Origin of the sequence: Dulcicalothrix desertica PCC 7102, assembly GCF_003991905.1 — a bacterium.
Lineage (GTDB): Bacteria > Cyanobacteriota > Cyanobacteriia > Cyanobacteriales > Nostocaceae > Dulcicalothrix > Dulcicalothrix desertica.
Genome location: NZ_RSCL01000016.1, coordinates 88,623 through 106,246, shown reverse-complemented (window position 1 = coordinate 106,246; position 17,624 = coordinate 88,623). Strand labels below are relative to the sequence as shown.

Genomic DNA, 17,624 nt, shown 5'->3' with positions numbered 1-17,624 from the left:
GGTTATACTGACTGACAAGTTTGTTGATTTTTATAAAATTGTGCCACGTGCAGCGAAACCAGATAAATCAAATACGAAGCAAGTTCGAGATGCAGAAGCTACTCAAGCTGTAATTTTGTCCGCAGCAGAAGAGGAGTTTGCTATTCATGGTTTGACTGCTGCTAGGACGGAAGCTATTGCAGCAAAGACTGGTGTGGCAAAATCGATGATTTACTACTATTTTAAAGATAAAGAAGGGTTATATCAAGCTGTTTTGGAACGTTCGCACGCGAATTTATTACATGTTATTCAACAATTAGATTTTTCGCTAGAGCATTTGGCGCCAGAAGTCGCTTTAGAAAAATTTTTGAGTGCATTACTTGAGTGTGTGTCGCAAAATCCTAAGCTGCCAACAATAATGTTTCATGAGGCAGTGCAAAATCAGGGAAAATACTACAAGCGTAGTAGCTCTCTGAATATAGATAAAACTTTGATGGCTATTTTAGACCGAGGTGTTGCAAGTGGCGCCTTTCGGCAACTCGATTCATTCCAAGCAGCTATTAACATTATGGGAACTTGCCTATTTTACTTTATAGGCGCCGGAAATATACAGCAACATCCTCAAGGTAGGCGCCTGTTGAGTAAAGCAATGTTAGAACAGCATATTCAAGAAGTAATTGCATTTACCTTAGCTGGTGTGAAGCAATAGAAACCTGGTTTATAAGCATTCATTGTCGCAGACAAATCTTTATTTTTATTAGAAGATTCCAACTAAGAAACCTGGTTTCTGAAATCAGGATATTTCGCTGTGTATATAAAAAACATATAAAGTGCTGTGCAGCGCACGCCATAGATAATAAAAACTTACGTACTGAAACTTTCTTGCTGTGTGAGGATGCAGCAACCTTTACCGCTGTGTCAAATTTCAATTGATTTACTGTTGTTAAAAAGATTTTATCTTAGGAGTCATATATGGATTACGTTCATCCATTCCAAATGGAACTGCACAAGCTTGAAAGCATGATTGTGCATGTTCAATATGCTGATACGAAAGAAGTTGATAAGACTTTAGCTTCTAATGATGCAGTATCTACACAAGCAGTAGGTGAAGAAGGTGGAAGTAAAGTAAGTACTAGAGCATTAGGTGAAGAAGGTGGAACCAAAGTCACTACTTACGCAGTAGGTGAAGAAGGTGGAAATATTTTAACTACCTATGCTGTAGGTGAAGAAGGTGGAGGTAGGGTAACCACTAGAGCTTTGGGTGAAGAAGGTGGAACCAGAGTTACTACTTACGCAGTAGGTGAAGAAGGTGGAGGTAGGGTAACTACCCAAGCTGTAGGTGAGGAAGGAGGTTCAATTATTCGTCGTAAATAAAAATTTAGATTCGCGGTTATATAGGGTTTGCGACTCGAACAGAAACCGGGCTTCTATGATAAATTAGCGTTTTATAGCAAAATCTTCGTAAAGAAGCCCGGTTTCTTTGAGCTTATTATTTATACAAAGGATTGATTTATAATGAATATTTTGATTTTGGGTAATTCCTCAGATGCTCATGCTGTGCATATTGAGAATGCGCTTACAAAAGCAGGAGCAATTGTTGATTATTTAGATAGTAATTTATTTCCTACTCAGCTACGTTTGTCTTGGGCGCCTAATACACAGTTAGGCACTTTCAAGTCTGAGCAGTATCAGTTTAATATATCAGATATTCACAGTGTTTATTGGCGTAATTTTTCTAGTGTGAATGTTCCTTTGGTTGAATCCCATACCTCAACTATTGCATTTAATGATTCGATGAGCTTGTTACGAACTTTCATGAAAGCTACTCGCGCGCGCTGGGTAAACTCTTGGGAAGCTTATCAATTTCACAAAGAAAAGCCTCTACAACTATATACTGTTCAACAACTAGGCGTAAAAATTCCAGAAACTTTAGTTACGAATGACCCAGAACAAGTTACACAATTTGCCGCATCACATCAAAATGCAATTTTTAAACCAGTTTATGGTGGCGCCCATACTCGAACATTAACAGAATCATTACTCGAACCCAAACGGTTAGATTTAGCTTTGAGTATATCTCCTGTGACTTTGCAAGAATATATACCCGGTACTAACATTCGTAGTTATGTAATTGGTAATTCTGTATACACTGCTGAGATTCGTAGTAAATCACTAGATTTTCGCGAAGATGAAAATGCTGAATTAATACCAGTGGAGTTACCTTTGGAATTACAGGAAAAGTGTCGAGAAATTGCTTCTTCGTTATACCTGGAATGGACGGCAATTGATTGGAGATTGGCGCTGACAGGAGAATACGTCTTTTTAGAAGCAAACCCCAGTCCCATGTTTATATATTTTGAACAGCAAACTGGTTTTCCAATTACTCAGCAACTAGTACAATTATTAATGTCCTAACTGTTTAGCTTTTTCATTCCAGCAAAAGCCATTAACCAAACTACAACTACAATCCAGTGAATCATTACTATAACAAATAACGAGCCTGTAAGCACATACGCAATTGTACAAGCAATTCCTAGTAATGTGGCTAAACATAAAAATATACGATTAAAAAATGTCTCATTGGCTTGCTTAAAAAAGGTACTGGCATTAATTGGGTGATAAATAATAAATAATATTAAGCTCAGTAATGCCCACATTGCCCAAGTGAACCAATTTGTAATTTCAATAGGGTGAGGAAGTAGTAAGACACGAAAGAATAATTCTTCTGATATAGCAGGAAGGAATAAACACCGTAGTATTAATAGAAACTTATCTATATAGTTAGCTGACCAGATTTGTAGTTGTAAAAACCCTGATTTAAGTCCTATAGGAAGAGCAATAATAGTATAAAATAACAGTGTTATACCTAAAACTAACCAATCTTGTTGTGTTGGAATTTTTAAAGATGCTAATACACGATTGAGTAAAATTCCTAGTGGAGATATTTCTGTATAAGGTATTTTTATCTGCCCGAATAATACTGTCGGCGCCAATGGTGCAATATCAGCTTGCCATCCACCTATTTGATTGGTTCGTAATACTTGTAAACTGGCGCCATGCTTTAAAAATAGCAGAGCAAGGTCATCGTGTACTTGTCGAGGCATCATTGTCCGCCAACTCGTTAAACCTGCCCAGATACTACCATCTCTAAATAGCTGATTATCACCAGCCCCAGTACCAGCAAGTATACTAGTACTGCTTCGCCAATCTGCACGCACTATACCTAATGGCGCCAATTGTTTTTCGAGTTCGGTGCCAAGTAATATTAATTGACGAAACCGTAAAGTTTGAGGGTCGTTTGGATGCGCGTCTAACCATTGTTGAATTTGGGGTGCGGTGGCAACTTGGTTTTTAATTGTAGTAATTGTTGCATAAAGTGCTTGGGCAGAGTCTTGTCCGCACGAAGTTGCTGGAGATACTGTGGCGCCTCCAGTACCATCACCAACACGGTAACGTGCCATCATTATTTGTAATTGTCGCTGCAATTCGTTTAATGGTGATATTTTTATGCCATCAAAGTCGTAATCTGTTGTAACGGGGTCGAATTTAATCAAAATATCTGAAACTGGGCGAGTATACATCCAACCACGTTGTAAATTGCCCATATAATCTGCCCATGTATGAATTCCGGCAATAATTCCATCAGAGTTGTGGGCATATATTTGATGATATTTAATATCGAACCGTAATTCTGATGTGAAACTATCACGTATAACTCGTGCTATTCCAAAGGAAAAGTGTCCGGTAATGGTAGCAGGAAAACCAAGTGCTTCTTTTTTACGTCCACCAATACCACCAAATAAATGTAGAAGAATAGCTTTGTCGTTTTCTTGCCATTGATATCTTCCTAACCCTCCTTGTGAAGAATTAGAGGGAGCAGGGGAAGCGAGAAGAGCGGGAGAGTTTTGGAATCCAACTAAACCGCCTTGGTACGGAAGGCTGGAAGTTGATTTTAATACATCAAAATTTAAAAGTACTGTGTCACTTTTACCTTTTTGTGCTGGTGTGTTTCGCCAATGTTGAGTTTTGAGATATCGTAGCGCTCTATTTTCATTGGTAATTAATTGATTCGGCTCAATTTGGAATAAACTGCGTGGCGCCAGTGCTTGGACAGTAAATATACCTTTATTATCTCTAGCACCGTAAATATACCATCCCTGTTCACCTGCTGTTGATTTCTCAATTAGTAATGGTGTGGAACTAGGTATATTACGTGTGTCTATAACTTGTTTGGGAATACGAATGGCGCCTTCTATTCCATCAAAGTTTCCTGATGCTGGGTTATAATGTACTACTTTATATAGAGAATCAGATTTTGATGTTGGCTCAATGATTTTGACTAAACCGTAAAATCTACCAGTTGTTAAAACAGGCTCACGCGCTATTTGTAAAGTTACTCTTCCTACACCTTCAGTAACAACCGTCGCATCATCCAAAGTAACAATAACATCATCTTGAGGACGGGCGCCTGCTAGAGAACGTAATACAGAGACACTCTTCACACCATTTAAACGAAACGGGTGGATATTGCCTTGTTTTTGGCTTTTAATAGTATCAGGTGTGAAATTTACATCTCGCGTTACAGCTTGTACATAAGAAAGAACATCTTTATCATTTTTCCATTCCAACCGCACAATCTTTCCAATTAAATTTTGTGCTTTTTGTGGTGCATGTTCAACTTCCATTAACACCCAATCTGTATTATCTTCCTGTGATGTAGGCAAAATCAATCTTCCTACCCAGGCGCCTGTCGGTCGGTATAGTTTATTAGATGTATTTGGAGTAATAGGGTAAAAACTCGGTTGGTTAAAATCTTGCCGCGTGTGAATAGCATAATTACTTTCACGTTGAACTGTCTGCTGTTGTCGAGGATAAAGTAGTGAGACAATAACAGCAGTAAAAATGAGTAGCAATATAAATATTGTTACATTGAGTCTTTTTCGACTCATTTTGTGTATAGCCACATACAAAGAATTTTATTTACCATCAAATTATACATGCGGTTGGTTCAGTAGCAACGATGGCGCCAATATTATATGCACGTCTTGGTACGGTCACCACGCTCCGGAGTACGCTAATTAGCAAGCATTACTGTAAAATGAAATTCGCTACCTTGATTTTTACCATTGGAAGTGGCCCAAATTTCTCCTCCGAGTAAAGCCACTATTTGACGACAAATCACTAAACCTAAGCCAGTACCACCGACTGTACGCTGTAAAAATCCTTCTTCTTGGTAAAAACGCTCGAATATAGCTTCTAGCTTATTATTTTCAATACCTCTTCCGGTATCTGCAATTATAACTTCTAGCATTTTTGGGATAGGAGCAAATTGATTTTGGAGGTTATTAATGCGGGTACGAATGCGAACTTTCCCGTTTTCTTGAGTAAACTTACAAGCATTGTCTAAAAGTTGGATTAAAAGCTGCATGAGCAATTCGCCATCAGTATAAATTGATGGCAAAATATGGTTGATTTCTACCTCAATTTCAGGCAAATTTACCAATGATTGATTCGACTTAATTTTTGCAATGGCTAAATCTAAAATTTCGGTAAAAGAAATAGCCTCTAGATGGGCAGCTATTAAACCTGCCTCAAAACGGGAAAGATTTAGAAAATTATGCACTAATTGCCGTAGACGTTCCGAATCTGTAAGGGCAGTCTCCAACATGATTTGCCGAAATTCCATCGCCATCTCAGGTTCTGTTGCTAAACTTTCCAAACATACTTGAATTGTCGATAATGGTGTTCGCAATTCGTGACCGACAATTGCAATGAGATTTCTTTGGCTACGCTCTAAAGCTATTAATTTATGGTTGAAATTCTCCAAATTACTATAGGCTTGAGCTTGTATTAATGCCACACCAACCTGAGTGGCGATAGCTCTGACTAATGCAATATCGTCTTCCTTCCACAAATAACCTTCTGTACCACAATTATGCAACTCCAATATGCCCAATTTTTTTTCTTTATCACAAATTGGTACCAGCAAGCAAGAACGAATCGCAAAACTTTCTAACTTCGCGATTAAATGCGGATGGGTTTGTAACCCTGAGTCCCAATGAATATCAGCGATAGCAACTGCTTTATCTTGAGATAGTAATCCTTGAAATAGAGGAAAATCCGCTAAACACCAAGCTTGTCCCCGCATCGATACCAATCCACTGGCAAGGAATTCGTATTCGATTGCCATACTTTGTCCTTGGGAATCGAGACGATAAATTAAACAACGACAGTGGGGAAAATTTTGCCCCAATTTCTCTACGGTTGTCGTTAATACCTCCTGGGGGTTCAAGGAACTGCGGATGACATTAGTAATCAAATTGATTAATCTTTCGCGCCGCTCCGCCTGCATAATAGTACGGTAAGCTCGAATCTGCTTGAATTGACTCGCCTGTAAATAATTTACCAAACGTTCTGCAAATAGGCGCTCTATTTCTGTGGCTCTTGGGGTTGCACGGGACTTACGACTCAATTCTTTGGGATTTAAAAACTGTTGTTTTGCCCGTTGAATTTTTGCCGCTAATTCTGGTCGGTAAACTAAAATCCGATCCAGTAATAATTGTGCAGCGCTGATACTTACATCGCGCTCAAAGCTCCAAATACCCTTAAATTGGCGCAAACTATCTAAATTTGAAGCGTTGACTGGTGAAGCATGTTCAAGGGCTACCAAACAAGCTGTGTAGAGTGGACTAATTATAACTAAATGCCATTCCTGCCCGAAAGAATCATTCGCACTCAAGGGTATTGTTATATAAGGGCTATCAGATTTCGCAACATTTTTTTCCCCAACTGCTATGACGTAAACTTGGTCTAGATTCTGGGCAATTTTTTCATAGCGGCGTTTTTCCTGTTGGTAAAATCGTTCTTGTTGGAAACAAGCAATTACTAAAGCACTACCCTTCGCAAACAATAAGCCGTCTTCCATTGCATGGGAAAGGGCTGTCAAGGAAGCTTTGAAGTAAATTTGAGGACGTAAATGGGGCTTTGCCGAACGCAATCCCTCCAATAAAGATTTTGAGATATTCATCCAGATCGATTTGCCACCCCTAGAAATGCAAGTAATTGGGCTGTTAGAGCATCAGAATTTGTTCTAAAATGCCATCACCAACGCGATATTTTGATTTTCTATACTTTTTGGTTGAGATTGGTACCCGTCAAATTGCAATTTGATAAGTCCGCACCAACGAGATTTGCATTACTGAGATTGGCATAACGCAAATCCGCACCACTTAAATTTGCCCCGCTTAAATCGGTATTGCGTAAATCGGCTAACCGCAAATCCGCTTTTGTCAGATTCGCTCCATGCAAATCCGCACCGTTGAGATTTGCCTTAATTAAGATAGCCTGACTTAAATTTACTTTCACGCCATAAGCATTTTGTAAAACAGAGCGCCACAAAATTGCCTTCGTCAAATCTGCTTCTACCCAATTAATCCGATACAAATTGGCAGCAGAGAGGTTAGAACCGCTCAAACAAGCTCCAGGCAAACTTATTTCGGCTAATTGAGCTTCTATTAAATTTGCATTCACTAGGGAAATACCAGGAAAATTCCTCTCTCCCCTAGCGTACAGCTCTACTAACTGGCTTACATCTAATATTTGCATGGCTTGAACCTGATGTATGAGAACGGAATCTATCTAGTGCTGGCTAAATCCCAACCCTGAGATTTCGAGAACTGGGCGCATATATTTACTCAAAGAGTGTATATATGTAAAAAAAATTTACATTCTTATAATAACTTCCTCCCAAAAATCCTTTCCAGCGGCTTTCTTTCTAAAAATTTAAGTATTCAGTCACAGTTACATGTGACAAAAATCTCAAGTTTCCATCACAGATTAGGGTCTGCTGGAGCATTCCAGACAAACTAAAGCGCGCCAAAGCAGCTACAAAAAGCTTATGGCAAGTTACCATATAAAATAATGTAACAAAACATTAAGCTTTATGAAGTAAGGTTAAGACAATCATTACATAGTTTTTGCTTTTGAGAGAATACATGTCTTACCTAGCGGTTGGCGCCCCTACGAATTATAAAATGCCTGCCTTTGTGCCAAACTGCCCAACTGCAAATCTATTGTCAATAAGTCTCCGATATCATCGGGTGTATATCTAGTTGCCAGCGAAGCGCGTCTTGCTTTCAGGTTGGCAACTTCGGTATCAAGAATAGCACTAACAACTGGGTTGATTACATCTTTGGGGTTTTGTGGTGTGATCGAAGCAACTCGGCGCCATAGTCTACGAATCTGATTTTCTGTAGACACTACAACTTCAGCATACGGAGTATGATATGCTTCGAGCAAGGAATTTTCAATTTCCAATGCAGCAATCTTAGAAACAAGCGCTTCTGTAACTATATTGCTTATAGCAGCATTGCTTTTTGGCAGAATTTCATCTATACGGTTTCGTAGAGCTTTTATAGACGCATCAATTTCTTCGATAGCTTCGTTGCTAGAAGTATGTTTAACATCTAACGTAGCCTTTTCAACTTCTAGGTTTGCCAACTCGCGCAGCAAGACATCAAGTTTTGTTTCTGGTTTAGAATTACCGTTTTGTAAAGAACGCTGCACAAGTAAAATAGCTTCGCGTGCGAATGCTGGTTGAACGAGTGCAAACGCTGGTACTGTTACTGCTGTCATCCCAGTCACTGCAATAGCGACAATTGCCGCTTTAACTTGCATGTACTGCTGCGGTCTTGAGTAAAGAACTAATTTCCCTGGTTTTCTTTTCGGTCTACGTACTAACATATTAAACTTTTAATATAGGTAATTTTTACTATATATATAGATATTTCAGAGCGTAATCCGAAAATATCCCGTTTTATTATGACCATTAGCATTTCAGCAAACGGCGCCAAATGCTTCCCATTCTAGCGTCCATTCTTAAGAAATGCCCGTTCGATTGTGTCATATAAGTTTATATCCAACACCTTTATACAAATATCCAGAAACCTTGGGAGTATCTTCGAGGTAGAATTCCTCTAATTTGACATTTTGAAACTGATTTTCAACAAGTTGGCGAATATTACGATTGAAGTGGCAGCCATCCGCGATAATTTTCTGTAACGGTGTCAAACGGTTTTGCCATACCTGCACTTCTGGTTCCTTGCTCAAACCATGTTCCAAAAAATGAAATGCTCCACCTGGCTTAAGTACACGGTAAACTTCTCCGAGCGCTTGCTCTACATTTGCAATACTACACAGTGTAAATGTACTAACTACATGCTTGAATGAATTATCTGCCATCGGTAGATTTTCACCACTTAATATCTTATGCTCCACCGTGATAGAAGATGATTCAATACGCTTTTTTGCTAATGCGTGAACACCTGGGTTTGGGTCAACCGTAACAATCTTATAAATATCATCTGGATAGTACGATAAATTTAAACCTGTTCCAAAACCAATTTCTAAAACTTCCCCTTGTATACCTGCTAACACTTCTTGACGGTACTTGCCAATTATCGGAGAAGACAGAGACCAATCGAGAAGATAAGGGAGAATACGTTGTGAATAAAATCCCATTTAATTAGCACCATAAATACGCCTTTTTTCTAAGATATCTTCCTCTGCGTTCTCTGTGCCTCTGTGGTGAAATAATTTTTACCACAGAGACGCAGAGTACACAGAGAGAATCATTAATTACAATTCAAATTGTACCTGTAAATTTATTTAGTACTTGAATACTAAGTATTTGTACCCCTTACTAAGGGGGGTAGGGAGGATCAATTATGGTGAGGACAAGCTTCTCCAAAGGGTGCAGGAATATTTTTCCCTATAAACACCCAAATCTTCAAGCTGAAGCTCAATACCTTCTTTTATAAGTTTTAATACTTCTTCTCTTGTTTCACCAACAGCTATACATCCAGGTAAATTAGTCACATAGGCGCCATAACTAGTAGAACCTTTTTCAATAACTACAATAAAATGAGAAGTAGGAGATTTTACCATGACAACGACTGCTCAAGAAATTTATACACATATTCTTCGCACGTTATCACCGACTGAGCGACTGCGTTTAGCAAATCTTATTCTTAACGATTTAGTTGACCAAAACCTGTCTGTAATTGACCAAAGTGATAGCTGGAGTGAGCAAGATGTAATTGATGTAACTAACTTTTCTCTCCAATACGCTGTAACGATTTTTCCTGAAAGCGAGGATATGTAGTTGTGACGTTTAATTCTGGTGATGTTGTTACGGTAGATTTTCCAGGGGTTACGGGTGTTAAACGTCGTCCTGCTGTGGTTTTGTCATCAACTACTTATCATCAAAATCGTCCTGATGTAATAGTTGGACTAATTACTACCCAAACAACAGCTTTGGGTACCACTGACCATGTACTTCAAGATTGGCAGAGCGCTGGTTTACGGGTTGCATCTGTTTTTCGTAGTTTTATAGTTACTTTGCCACGTTCGGCTAATATTATAGTTATTGGGCATTTATCAGAACGTGATTGGAAAGGAGTTCGTGCTTGTGTAAAGACATCGCTTGCTGAATTGGATGATTCGCTCGATAATTTGTCTGATTTTTAACAAGTAAACCACTGCTAATCGCGACTGCGTGAGCGCAAATCTTATTCTTAACGATTTAGTTGACCAAAACCTTTCTATAATTGACCAAAGTTATAGTTGGAGTAAGCAAGACGTAATTGATGTAACTAACTTTTCTCTCCAATATGCTGCAACAATTTTTCCTAAAACTAAGGGTATGAGCGTTGTGACAATCTTCATATTCAGTAAGCAAGAAACCCGGTTTCTTTTACATCTTGTTCCCCCCTTATTAAGGGGGGTTAGGGGGGATTAATTATGTATTAAGTCAACAATTCCCCAGTTTCTTGCAGTGCGTGTAATCTGTGGTAAATACCACCATGACGCAGTAATTCTTCGTGACTACCAACTTCGATAATTTTGCCTTGGTCAAGTACAACTATTTTATCTGCTTCCCTGACTGTACTTAAACGGTGAGCAATTACAATTGTGGTGCGGGTTCCTTGTAAGGAGCGCATTGCTAATTGAATTGCGCGTTCAGATTCGTAGTCTAAGCTGGATGTTGCTTCGTCAAATATCAATACGTCGGGTTCAACTAGTAAAGCACGGGCAATACCTAGTCTTTGCCGTTGTCCTCCCGAAAGTCTGACACCGCGTTCTCCAACTACGGTGTAATATCCATTAGGAAGAACTTTGATTACTTCGTCTAAACGTGCAATACGACTGGCTTCTTCGACTTGTTCAAAGGTTACTTCTGGTCTACCATAACGTAAGTTATCAAGTACCGTACCGTTAAATACGTCTACTTCTTGGTGAACTATTGCCAAACGGCGCCGATATTTACTCACATCTAAGCTGCGAATGTCTTCACCATCGATTAGAATCTTACCTTCATTTGGTTCAAAGTAACGCAGTAGTAATTTAACGAGTGTTGATTTTCCTGAACCTGAACGTCCTACTAACGCTACAGTTTCATACGGTTTTATCAACAAATTAATATCGTGCAATACACGGCGATTTTCTTCATAACCAAAGCTTAAACCACAAAGCTCGACTTTTCCTGTAAAGCTGTATGGGGTATTTGATGTCGGCGCCTCTAATATTCCATTAGAATCAACACTTGATGGTTCTTGGAGAAATTCGTGGAACCGCAACATCGAACTAATACGTCGCGCAAATACTTCTGCTAAGTTACTTATCGGTTCTAACTCGGCATAAGCCATGCTTGCCAAAGTATAGACCATGAGAAAGTGACCCAGCGATATTTGTCCGCCAACTGTCGCGGCTAGAGTCATACCAAATACTACAAATACGCAAAATTGAATCATTGTGCGCTGTGCGGTACTTAGTACGACGTAACCTTTGTGAATGCGGTCGTCTACAACTCTAAACTCACGGTTTAAACGAGTTTTTTGACGCTTTAGTTCCTCCGGTTCGGTGGCAAATGCTTTGACTGTCTTGATGTTGCTGATAATTTCGCTCGTTCGACTTTCGGTATCCTCCATGTATTTATCTAACCGTTCTTCGTGCCAAATTAGGCGCCGCAAATCTTTGAGCGTATAACCTAAAATCACTACAAACGAAATTAGATATAAAACTGCTATTCGCCACTCAACAAACAAGATGAAAACAAAAATTCCCAAAACTCGCACCAGCTTGGGAATCATTTGTCCTGCTATTTCAGGATAAGTCCAAGTGTGGTTTGAAATTCCCCGCGCAACCCTTCCGGCTATACGTCCAGGGTTGTTTTCATCGTAATATTCTAAAGGTAAGGTGAGAATCTTTGATATCGCATTCTCTGACTGATCTCGTCTAGCTCTCAACGCAATATCCCAGTGAAACCATATAGTTAACCAGGGTTGCGTCGGCGCCCGCACAACTGTTACTACGAAAATCATCCCCAGTAATATACCCAAAGTTAGAGGTTTATCAACGGGAGAATTAGTAAGGTTTGCAAAATATGTAATTAATCCAGTAACGGGTTTGTCTAACGGTTGATTAGACAGTACATTCAAAATTTGACCTATCGCATAGGGTACAACTAAATCAATAACTTCATAAACACTAGATGCCGCAATACTAAAAACACTAAATTTCCAGTACGGGCGGAAATAACCGATAACATCTTTTAAGGTTGCCATGATGCACACTATTACTGTGTGAGTGGTAAGCTTCCGAAGGTTTTATACTACATGACGTAGTATGATGTAGTCAAGGGTTATGTAAAAAAATATTTACAAACTTCCAAAAATTGAATTATGCCAGAATGTGGAATGGGCATCTACATCTTGTGGAATGGGCATCCTTGCCCGTTCCAAGTATAAGGCGGGCAGGGATGCCCACCCCACAAGAGAAATCAAGAAAAATTAGGACATTTTTAGAGTGGAAGTTTTTTACATATACCTCCAAGACCGTTTTTCCAGCGCACGTATATTTTTCTCATACCTTAATTTATCAAGATAACCAAGCAAACGCAGCAACTCATCATCCGTCTCATCACCTTCAAACGGTTTAACTTGGATTAAATTACCGTAACTTTGCTTCCATTTTTGTGGAGTGTCGTCTAAAACAATGATAGATTCTAAAGAATAGCCTTTGCGCTTGAGCTTTTTGAGCGTTTTGCGTGGATAGTGTATGAGTAACTCATAATCATAAGCTATGGTACAACGTTCGCTTGCCCATAAGAAAGCTAAAGAATCTGGATTCTCAAATATAGCAGCGACAATCTCTACTGCATAATCATTACTAGAGGAAGTCCAAACAGCAACATCAAACCAATCTAAACAGGTGTTGAGAAATTGTTTTAAATGTGGGCGCCTGTATATATAATATGGTTCAACAAGAAAATCAGCTTCGCGCGCGAGGGGTGTTTCTGTGCCGTAGATAAGAGTTTCATCAAGGTCAAGTATTAAGAGCTTTCGGTCGATATTTAATTGTTGTTTAATATTGATGCACACAATAGTAATATTATTTTATTTATTTTGCTTGAATAGTCTACGGCATCTACTCATTTTCTTCTATAAGTATGTTGGATAAATCGCTGGTCGCAGTTGATGTAACTCAAGAACAAACGATTTTGAATGCGCTTCCACTTGCTCCTATTATTTCTAGTGCTGCAAAGGGTTGGAATAAAATTTATGTTGCTTATCACCGTCAACCAGCTTGGGAAACACCTGAATTGTCGTTTGCACAGCACAACGTCGTAATTTATACTGGTCAGCCTGTCCAGGGAAAAAGGTATTCAGAAGGACACTCGCTTGAAGGTACTTACACTTCTGGTAAAATTGGCATTTATCCAGCAACCATTCTCCAAAGAATTTTTTGGAGCGATGAAGCTGAGTTTGTTCAACTTTGTATTTCTCCGCAAACGCTCTTATACTTTGTCAATGAAGAATTAAATACTCATAGCATTGAACTGGCGCCACAATTTGCAATTGATGATTCGCTTGTCTATGGTATTGGTTTAGCACTTAAAACTGAACTTGAAGTAAAGAATACTAGTAATAATCTATACCTTGAATCTGCAATAACACTTCTGAGCATTCACTTACTTAAGCATTACACTAATACTAACACTGTATGGCGCCAGAATACAGGCGGTTTATCTCCATCAAAATTACAGTCTGTCCTTGACTATATTCATACATACTTTGACCGTGACTTAGGTTTAGTCGAACTTGCAGCGCTTGTACAGCTAAGTCCTAATTATTTCGTGCAACTTTTTAAACAATCAACAGGTGTTACACCTTATCAATACGTTCTTAACTACCGTATTAAAACAGCAAAGCATCTTTTAGCACAATCGAAGCTTAGTATTTCTCAAATTGCCCAGAATGTAGGATTCTTTGACCAAAGTCGTTTAACTAAACTCTTTCGTCAACATGTTGGGGTAACACCAAAGCAATATCGAAACCAAATATAAAATCATAAGATTTGACAAATTTTTAATATAATTGCCAAGACTGCCGTTTTTTGCCTGTGTATTGTAATCAGCAGTATTGATTTATGCTGTCAAAAGGAAGCAAACATGGATAAGATACAACAGCATCAAAAATGGTTACTGATTTTGCTGGTAATGAATATAGTGATTACAGCATTTCATTACACTGATAACTTTCTTGATTTTGAACACTATCCTAGTCCTGCTTGGATTACTCAACAAGGTGTTTGGATTGCTTGGATAATTTTGACGGCAATAGGGATAATTGGATATGTTTTATACATTAAACGATTTTTCTGGCTTGCCTATATTAGCATTGCTATTTACTCGATAACAGGTGCCTTTAGCCCAGGACATTATTTTTTCCCTGCCAAAGTAGCATTTTCTTTCAAAATGCACACACTCATTTGGCTGGATGCAATTGCTGGTGCAGCTATACTAATATTTACACTATACCTGATTACAGATGATTTACAGGAGTCCTCAAAGCGATAAACCGACTTTTGGTAATTTTTGAAGCTTGTCACTAGTGAGGCGCCATGAATTAAGAAAAGTGTTACGAATTATGAAGCGGCGTTTGACAAGTTATTTTGACTTAAATTATCGCAGTCGCGATTGAATAAAGTTGTAACCGTCGTCAAATCTTGATATCATCCTACAATTTAAGCTGTTTAAATCATTAGTAATTATAGGAATATCAAAATCCTTGTAGTTTCGATTGAGAAAACATGCTGTATTCGGAAGGTTTTGTCGTAAATGAGTAATGATTGATGCATAGATTAAGGTCTATCGTGTAGTCAGGTAATGTGATTTTATCTGAGGTGCTAGGGTCTGTCCACATGTATATTTTATCAGGAAAAATAAACATGAAGTACGGCATTGATGCATAAAGTCCATGCGAGAATATATTACGTCTAAATTCTGCTGCCCATTCTACTGGCGCGTTTAACTTAGTTTTTATTTCTGCTGCTAACACCTGTTGACGTTTGTAAATACTAATATCCCAGTCGTCATGCATAAACAACAATTTATTTTACTACACTTACTACATTGTAGCACAAATTAAAAATAATAAATATAAATATAAATAAACAGGCAGGGATGCCTGTTCCACAAGAGATATTGTTTTAATAGATGGTTATTTTAGAAGAATAATGTTAATTGTTAAGTTTGTTGAAGGTTTTTGATTATCATTTTTACTGCTGTTGTGATTATTTCTGGTTCGTCTACCCATATGAAGTGACCGCTGTTGTTTGTTTGGATTTGTGTGCAGTTTGTGGATAGTTTTATGATTTGTTCGTGCATTGTGTCGCGCAGTTTGTTGGCACTTTTTAAGGGGATGAAGTTTGTCCATAGTGCTGGTTTAAAGAAGCTGTTGGCTTTTATGCTGACTATTGGTAAGGCGCCTAAGTTATTTGCTTTTTTTAGTTGTTTACTGCTTGTATCTAAGTTTAATATTTCTCTTGCCATTGTTAACCAGTGTTTGGGGCGCCGAAATGAACGTAGTACGTGTTCGCGTGTATGTTGAGTAAATTTGCTTAATTCTGGTTTGAGTAACAAAAATATCCCGCATTGTTGGCATATCCGCACTATTCCTAATATGGCGCCTATGACCGACATTACAAACCCTGAAGCGAAGAAGTATTTTAATGCTTGTAAGTCAAATTGCATTTTTAACATGCTTTCTTCGTGTAAACCATCGGTAAGTACCATCCCTGTTACTTTTTCTGGAAAACGCTGGGCATAAAGTCGCACGTTATAACTTCCAAATGAATCGCCTACGAGAATATACGGTGGTTTAATGTTAGCTTTTGTAAGTAGTAAATCTAGCTCTGTGACTATATTTTCGCTGGTGCGTGGGCGCCAACTTATATCACTCCACCCATACCCCGCACGGTCGTATACGCAAACCCTTGTGATTTTAGCTAATTCGTCGATTAGGAAATAACCTTCGATACCTCCAAGACTGTGGTCGATAACTACTGTGGGACTGCCTTCACCTTTGGTATAGATGTGTAATTTACAACTACCTATATGCACGATTTGACCTGGCGCCGACTTTTTATCCTCTAACCAACACATCAAAGCATGGTATGTTGTCGTGGCAATCAGTAAAAGTGTTTGCATTTTATAGACGATTTTATGGTTTTTAAGCTAAAGTTGTAATGAGTATGAATTAGAATTTGATTAAATAACTTATCGTACTCGATGTTCAAAGGAAACAAATCTGTATCTGTAATTTCATGTGTCACGACATCTTGAAGTACAGGTAGCAATAAATGTGATATTAGTTGCACAATAGTTGCATATATAACAAAACACTCCTGCTGCACAATTATTCCATTAACAAATTCGCATATGCAAAATCCAGTGACATCGATAACATCAAAACCTATTCGCTCCCTTGAAGACGCGCTATCTCGGTGTCAAGACCTGGGTATGCGCGTTAGCCGTCAACGTCGTTTTATACTCGAACTGTTGTGGCAAGCGCAAGAACACCTATCAGCACGAGAAATTTACGACCGTCTCAACCAACAAGGCAAAGACATCGGTCATACTTCTGTGTATCAAAACTTAGAAGCTCTTTCTTCACAGGGTATCATCGAATGTATTGAACGCTGCGACGGGCGCCTTTACGGTAATATTAGTGATTCTCACAGTCACGTCAACTGTTTGGATACGAACCAAATTCTTGATGTCCATGTCGAACTCCCCCAAGATTTAATTCGTCAAATCGAAGAACAAACAGGAGTTAAAATTACTGATTACAGTATTAACTTCGTTGGCTATCGCAATAAACAAGGTTAATTATATCATGTCTGGTTGATTGTCGATAGTATGGAGACCTTACCAGAAATGATATTAGTAAGGTGGGCAGTGCGCCCACCCTACAGTCTCGCAAAAACTATCTTGCTACAAAAAAGTCTTTGAGTTTTCACCCAAAGACAAGTAGAGTGTGGATGTTAAAAGCGAAACTGAAACAAGCTTTTTAAACAGCAATTAGGACTTAAAAGCTGCTATTCTTAAGTTTGATATGTGATAATGACAAAAAATGTCGATGCACTCAAGCATCGGCGCCCTCTAAAGCTTGTATTGTTACCAATTAGTCACCAGCCTGGTTTCATGCCATCTGACCAGGGACGCAGCATTTTACCAATAACTTCAATTTCAATATCGTTAGAAGCGAACAAATTTACGATGGTTCCAGAACCTTAGTTTATCA

Annotated in this window: 19 protein-coding genes; 9 read left to right on the top strand and 10 right to left on the bottom strand. The window is 38.6% G+C overall.

Going from position 1 to position 17,624, the window contains the following annotated elements; translation table 11 throughout:
• The first annotated feature begins 40 nt into the window (after positions 1-40).
• The 3 genes from DSM106972_RS30225 (at position 41) to DSM106972_RS30215 (ending at position 2,394) form a co-directional block, all read left to right on the top strand.
• The gene (locus DSM106972_RS30225; protein ID WP_127084159.1) at positions 41-688 is read left to right on the top strand and encodes a TetR/AcrR family transcriptional regulator; all 648 of its coding nucleotides are present in this window, start codon (positions 41-43) and stop codon (positions 686-688) included.
• 263 nt (positions 689-951) lie between these two features.
• Complete coding sequence (locus DSM106972_RS30220; protein ID WP_127084158.1) at positions 952-1,353, top strand: hypothetical protein; 402 nt, start codon at positions 952-954, stop codon at positions 1,351-1,353.
• A 141-nt stretch (positions 1,354-1,494) separates the two neighbouring features.
• Complete coding sequence (locus DSM106972_RS30215; protein ID WP_127084157.1) at positions 1,495-2,394, top strand: MvdC/MvdD family ATP grasp protein; 900 nt, start codon at positions 1,495-1,497, stop codon at positions 2,392-2,394.
• Here DSM106972_RS30215 and DSM106972_RS30210 read toward each other — a convergent pair.
• The 6 genes from DSM106972_RS30210 to DSM106972_RS30185 all read right to left on the bottom strand — a co-directional run bounded on the left by DSM106972_RS30210 (position 2,391) and on the right by DSM106972_RS30185 (position 9,924).
• Positions 2,391-4,928, bottom strand: a complete 2,538-nt coding sequence (locus DSM106972_RS30210) for a CPBP family glutamic-type intramembrane protease (protein WP_127084156.1) — start codon at positions 4,926-4,928, stop codon at positions 2,391-2,393. The two genes, DSM106972_RS30215 and DSM106972_RS30210, sit on opposite strands and share 4 nt — an antisense overlap.
• A 125-nt stretch (positions 4,929-5,053) precedes the next feature.
• Positions 5,054-7,006 (bottom strand): DICT sensory domain-containing protein, encoded by a 1,953-nt coding sequence (locus DSM106972_RS30205; RefSeq protein WP_127084155.1) that lies wholly within the window; start codon positions 7,004-7,006, stop codon positions 5,054-5,056.
• 98 nt (positions 7,007-7,104) lie between these two features.
• A complete protein-coding gene (locus DSM106972_RS30200) occupies positions 7,105-7,584 on the bottom strand; it encodes a pentapeptide repeat-containing protein (RefSeq protein ID WP_127084154.1) in 480 nt (159 codons plus the stop codon).
• Positions 7,585-7,998: 414 nt separating this feature from the next.
• On the bottom strand, positions 7,999-8,721 hold the full coding sequence (locus DSM106972_RS30195) for a hypothetical protein (RefSeq protein WP_127084153.1): 723 nt from the start codon (positions 8,719-8,721) through the stop codon (positions 7,999-8,001).
• Between the two features lie 159 nt (positions 8,722-8,880).
• Positions 8,881-9,498 carry a class I SAM-dependent methyltransferase gene (locus DSM106972_RS30190; RefSeq protein ID WP_127084152.1) on the bottom strand — a complete coding sequence of 206 codons (618 nt, stop codon included), beginning with the start codon at positions 9,496-9,498 and terminating at the stop codon, positions 8,881-8,883.
• 204 nt (positions 9,499-9,702) lie between these two features.
• The gene (locus DSM106972_RS30185) at positions 9,703-9,924 is read right to left on the bottom strand and encodes a type II toxin-antitoxin system HicB family antitoxin (protein ID WP_127084151.1); all 222 of its coding nucleotides are present in this window, start codon (positions 9,922-9,924) and stop codon (positions 9,703-9,705) included.
• Here DSM106972_RS30185 and DSM106972_RS30180 point away from each other — a divergent pair.
• Both DSM106972_RS30180 and DSM106972_RS30175 read left to right on the top strand, forming a co-directional pair.
• Positions 9,923-10,141, top strand: a complete 219-nt coding sequence (locus DSM106972_RS30180; RefSeq protein ID WP_127084150.1) for a hypothetical protein — start codon at positions 9,923-9,925, stop codon at positions 10,139-10,141. The two genes, DSM106972_RS30185 and DSM106972_RS30180, sit on opposite strands and share 2 nt — an antisense overlap.
• A gap of 2 nt (positions 10,142-10,143) precedes the next feature.
• Positions 10,144-10,506 carry a type II toxin-antitoxin system PemK/MazF family toxin gene (locus tag DSM106972_RS30175; RefSeq protein WP_127084149.1) on the top strand — a complete coding sequence of 121 codons (363 nt, stop codon included), beginning with the start codon at positions 10,144-10,146 and terminating at the stop codon, positions 10,504-10,506.
• Positions 10,507-10,784: 278 nt separating this feature from the next.
• On the opposite strand, the gene DSM106972_RS30170 is transcribed toward DSM106972_RS30175, so the two are convergent.
• Positions 10,785-12,602, bottom strand: coding sequence for an ABC transporter ATP-binding protein (locus DSM106972_RS30170; RefSeq protein WP_127084148.1), 1,818 nt, complete (start codon positions 12,600-12,602; stop codon positions 10,785-10,787).
• 252 nt (positions 12,603-12,854) lie between these two features.
• Positions 12,855-13,418 carry an HAD family hydrolase gene (locus DSM106972_RS30165; protein WP_201800803.1) on the bottom strand — a complete coding sequence of 188 codons (564 nt, stop codon included), beginning with the start codon at positions 13,416-13,418 and terminating at the stop codon, positions 12,855-12,857.
• 68 nt (positions 13,419-13,486) lie between these two features.
• On the opposite strand from DSM106972_RS30165, the gene DSM106972_RS30160 reads away from it, so the two are divergent.
• Positions 13,487-14,383, top strand: coding sequence for a helix-turn-helix domain-containing protein (locus DSM106972_RS30160; RefSeq protein ID WP_127084147.1), 897 nt, complete (start codon positions 13,487-13,489; stop codon positions 14,381-14,383).
• Positions 14,384-14,488: 105 nt separating this feature from the next.
• On the top strand, positions 14,489-14,896 hold the full coding sequence (locus DSM106972_RS30155) for a hypothetical protein (RefSeq protein ID WP_127084146.1): 408 nt from the start codon (positions 14,489-14,491) through the stop codon (positions 14,894-14,896).
• Positions 14,897-15,098: 202 nt separating this feature from the next.
• On the opposite strand, the gene DSM106972_RS30150 is transcribed toward DSM106972_RS30155, so the two are convergent.
• Positions 15,099-15,419, bottom strand: a complete 321-nt coding sequence (locus tag DSM106972_RS30150) for a hypothetical protein (RefSeq protein ID WP_127084145.1) — start codon at positions 15,417-15,419, stop codon at positions 15,099-15,101.
• Between the two features lie 146 nt (positions 15,420-15,565).
• Entirely contained in the window at positions 15,566-16,528 is a 963-nt protein-coding gene (locus DSM106972_RS30145; protein ID WP_201800802.1) for an alpha/beta hydrolase, read from the bottom strand.
• A gap of 231 nt (positions 16,529-16,759) precedes the next feature.
• Between DSM106972_RS30145 and DSM106972_RS30140 the strand changes: the two genes are divergently transcribed.
• Both DSM106972_RS30140 and DSM106972_RS51615 read left to right on the top strand, forming a co-directional pair.
• Positions 16,760-17,209, top strand: a complete 450-nt coding sequence (locus tag DSM106972_RS30140; RefSeq protein ID WP_127084143.1) for a Fur family transcriptional regulator — start codon at positions 16,760-16,762, stop codon at positions 17,207-17,209.
• A gap of 234 nt (positions 17,210-17,443) precedes the next feature.
• Positions 17,444-17,617 (top strand): hypothetical protein, encoded by a 174-nt coding sequence (locus tag DSM106972_RS51615; protein WP_158632898.1) that lies wholly within the window; start codon positions 17,444-17,446, stop codon positions 17,615-17,617.
• Positions 17,618-17,624: the final 7 nt, after the last annotated feature.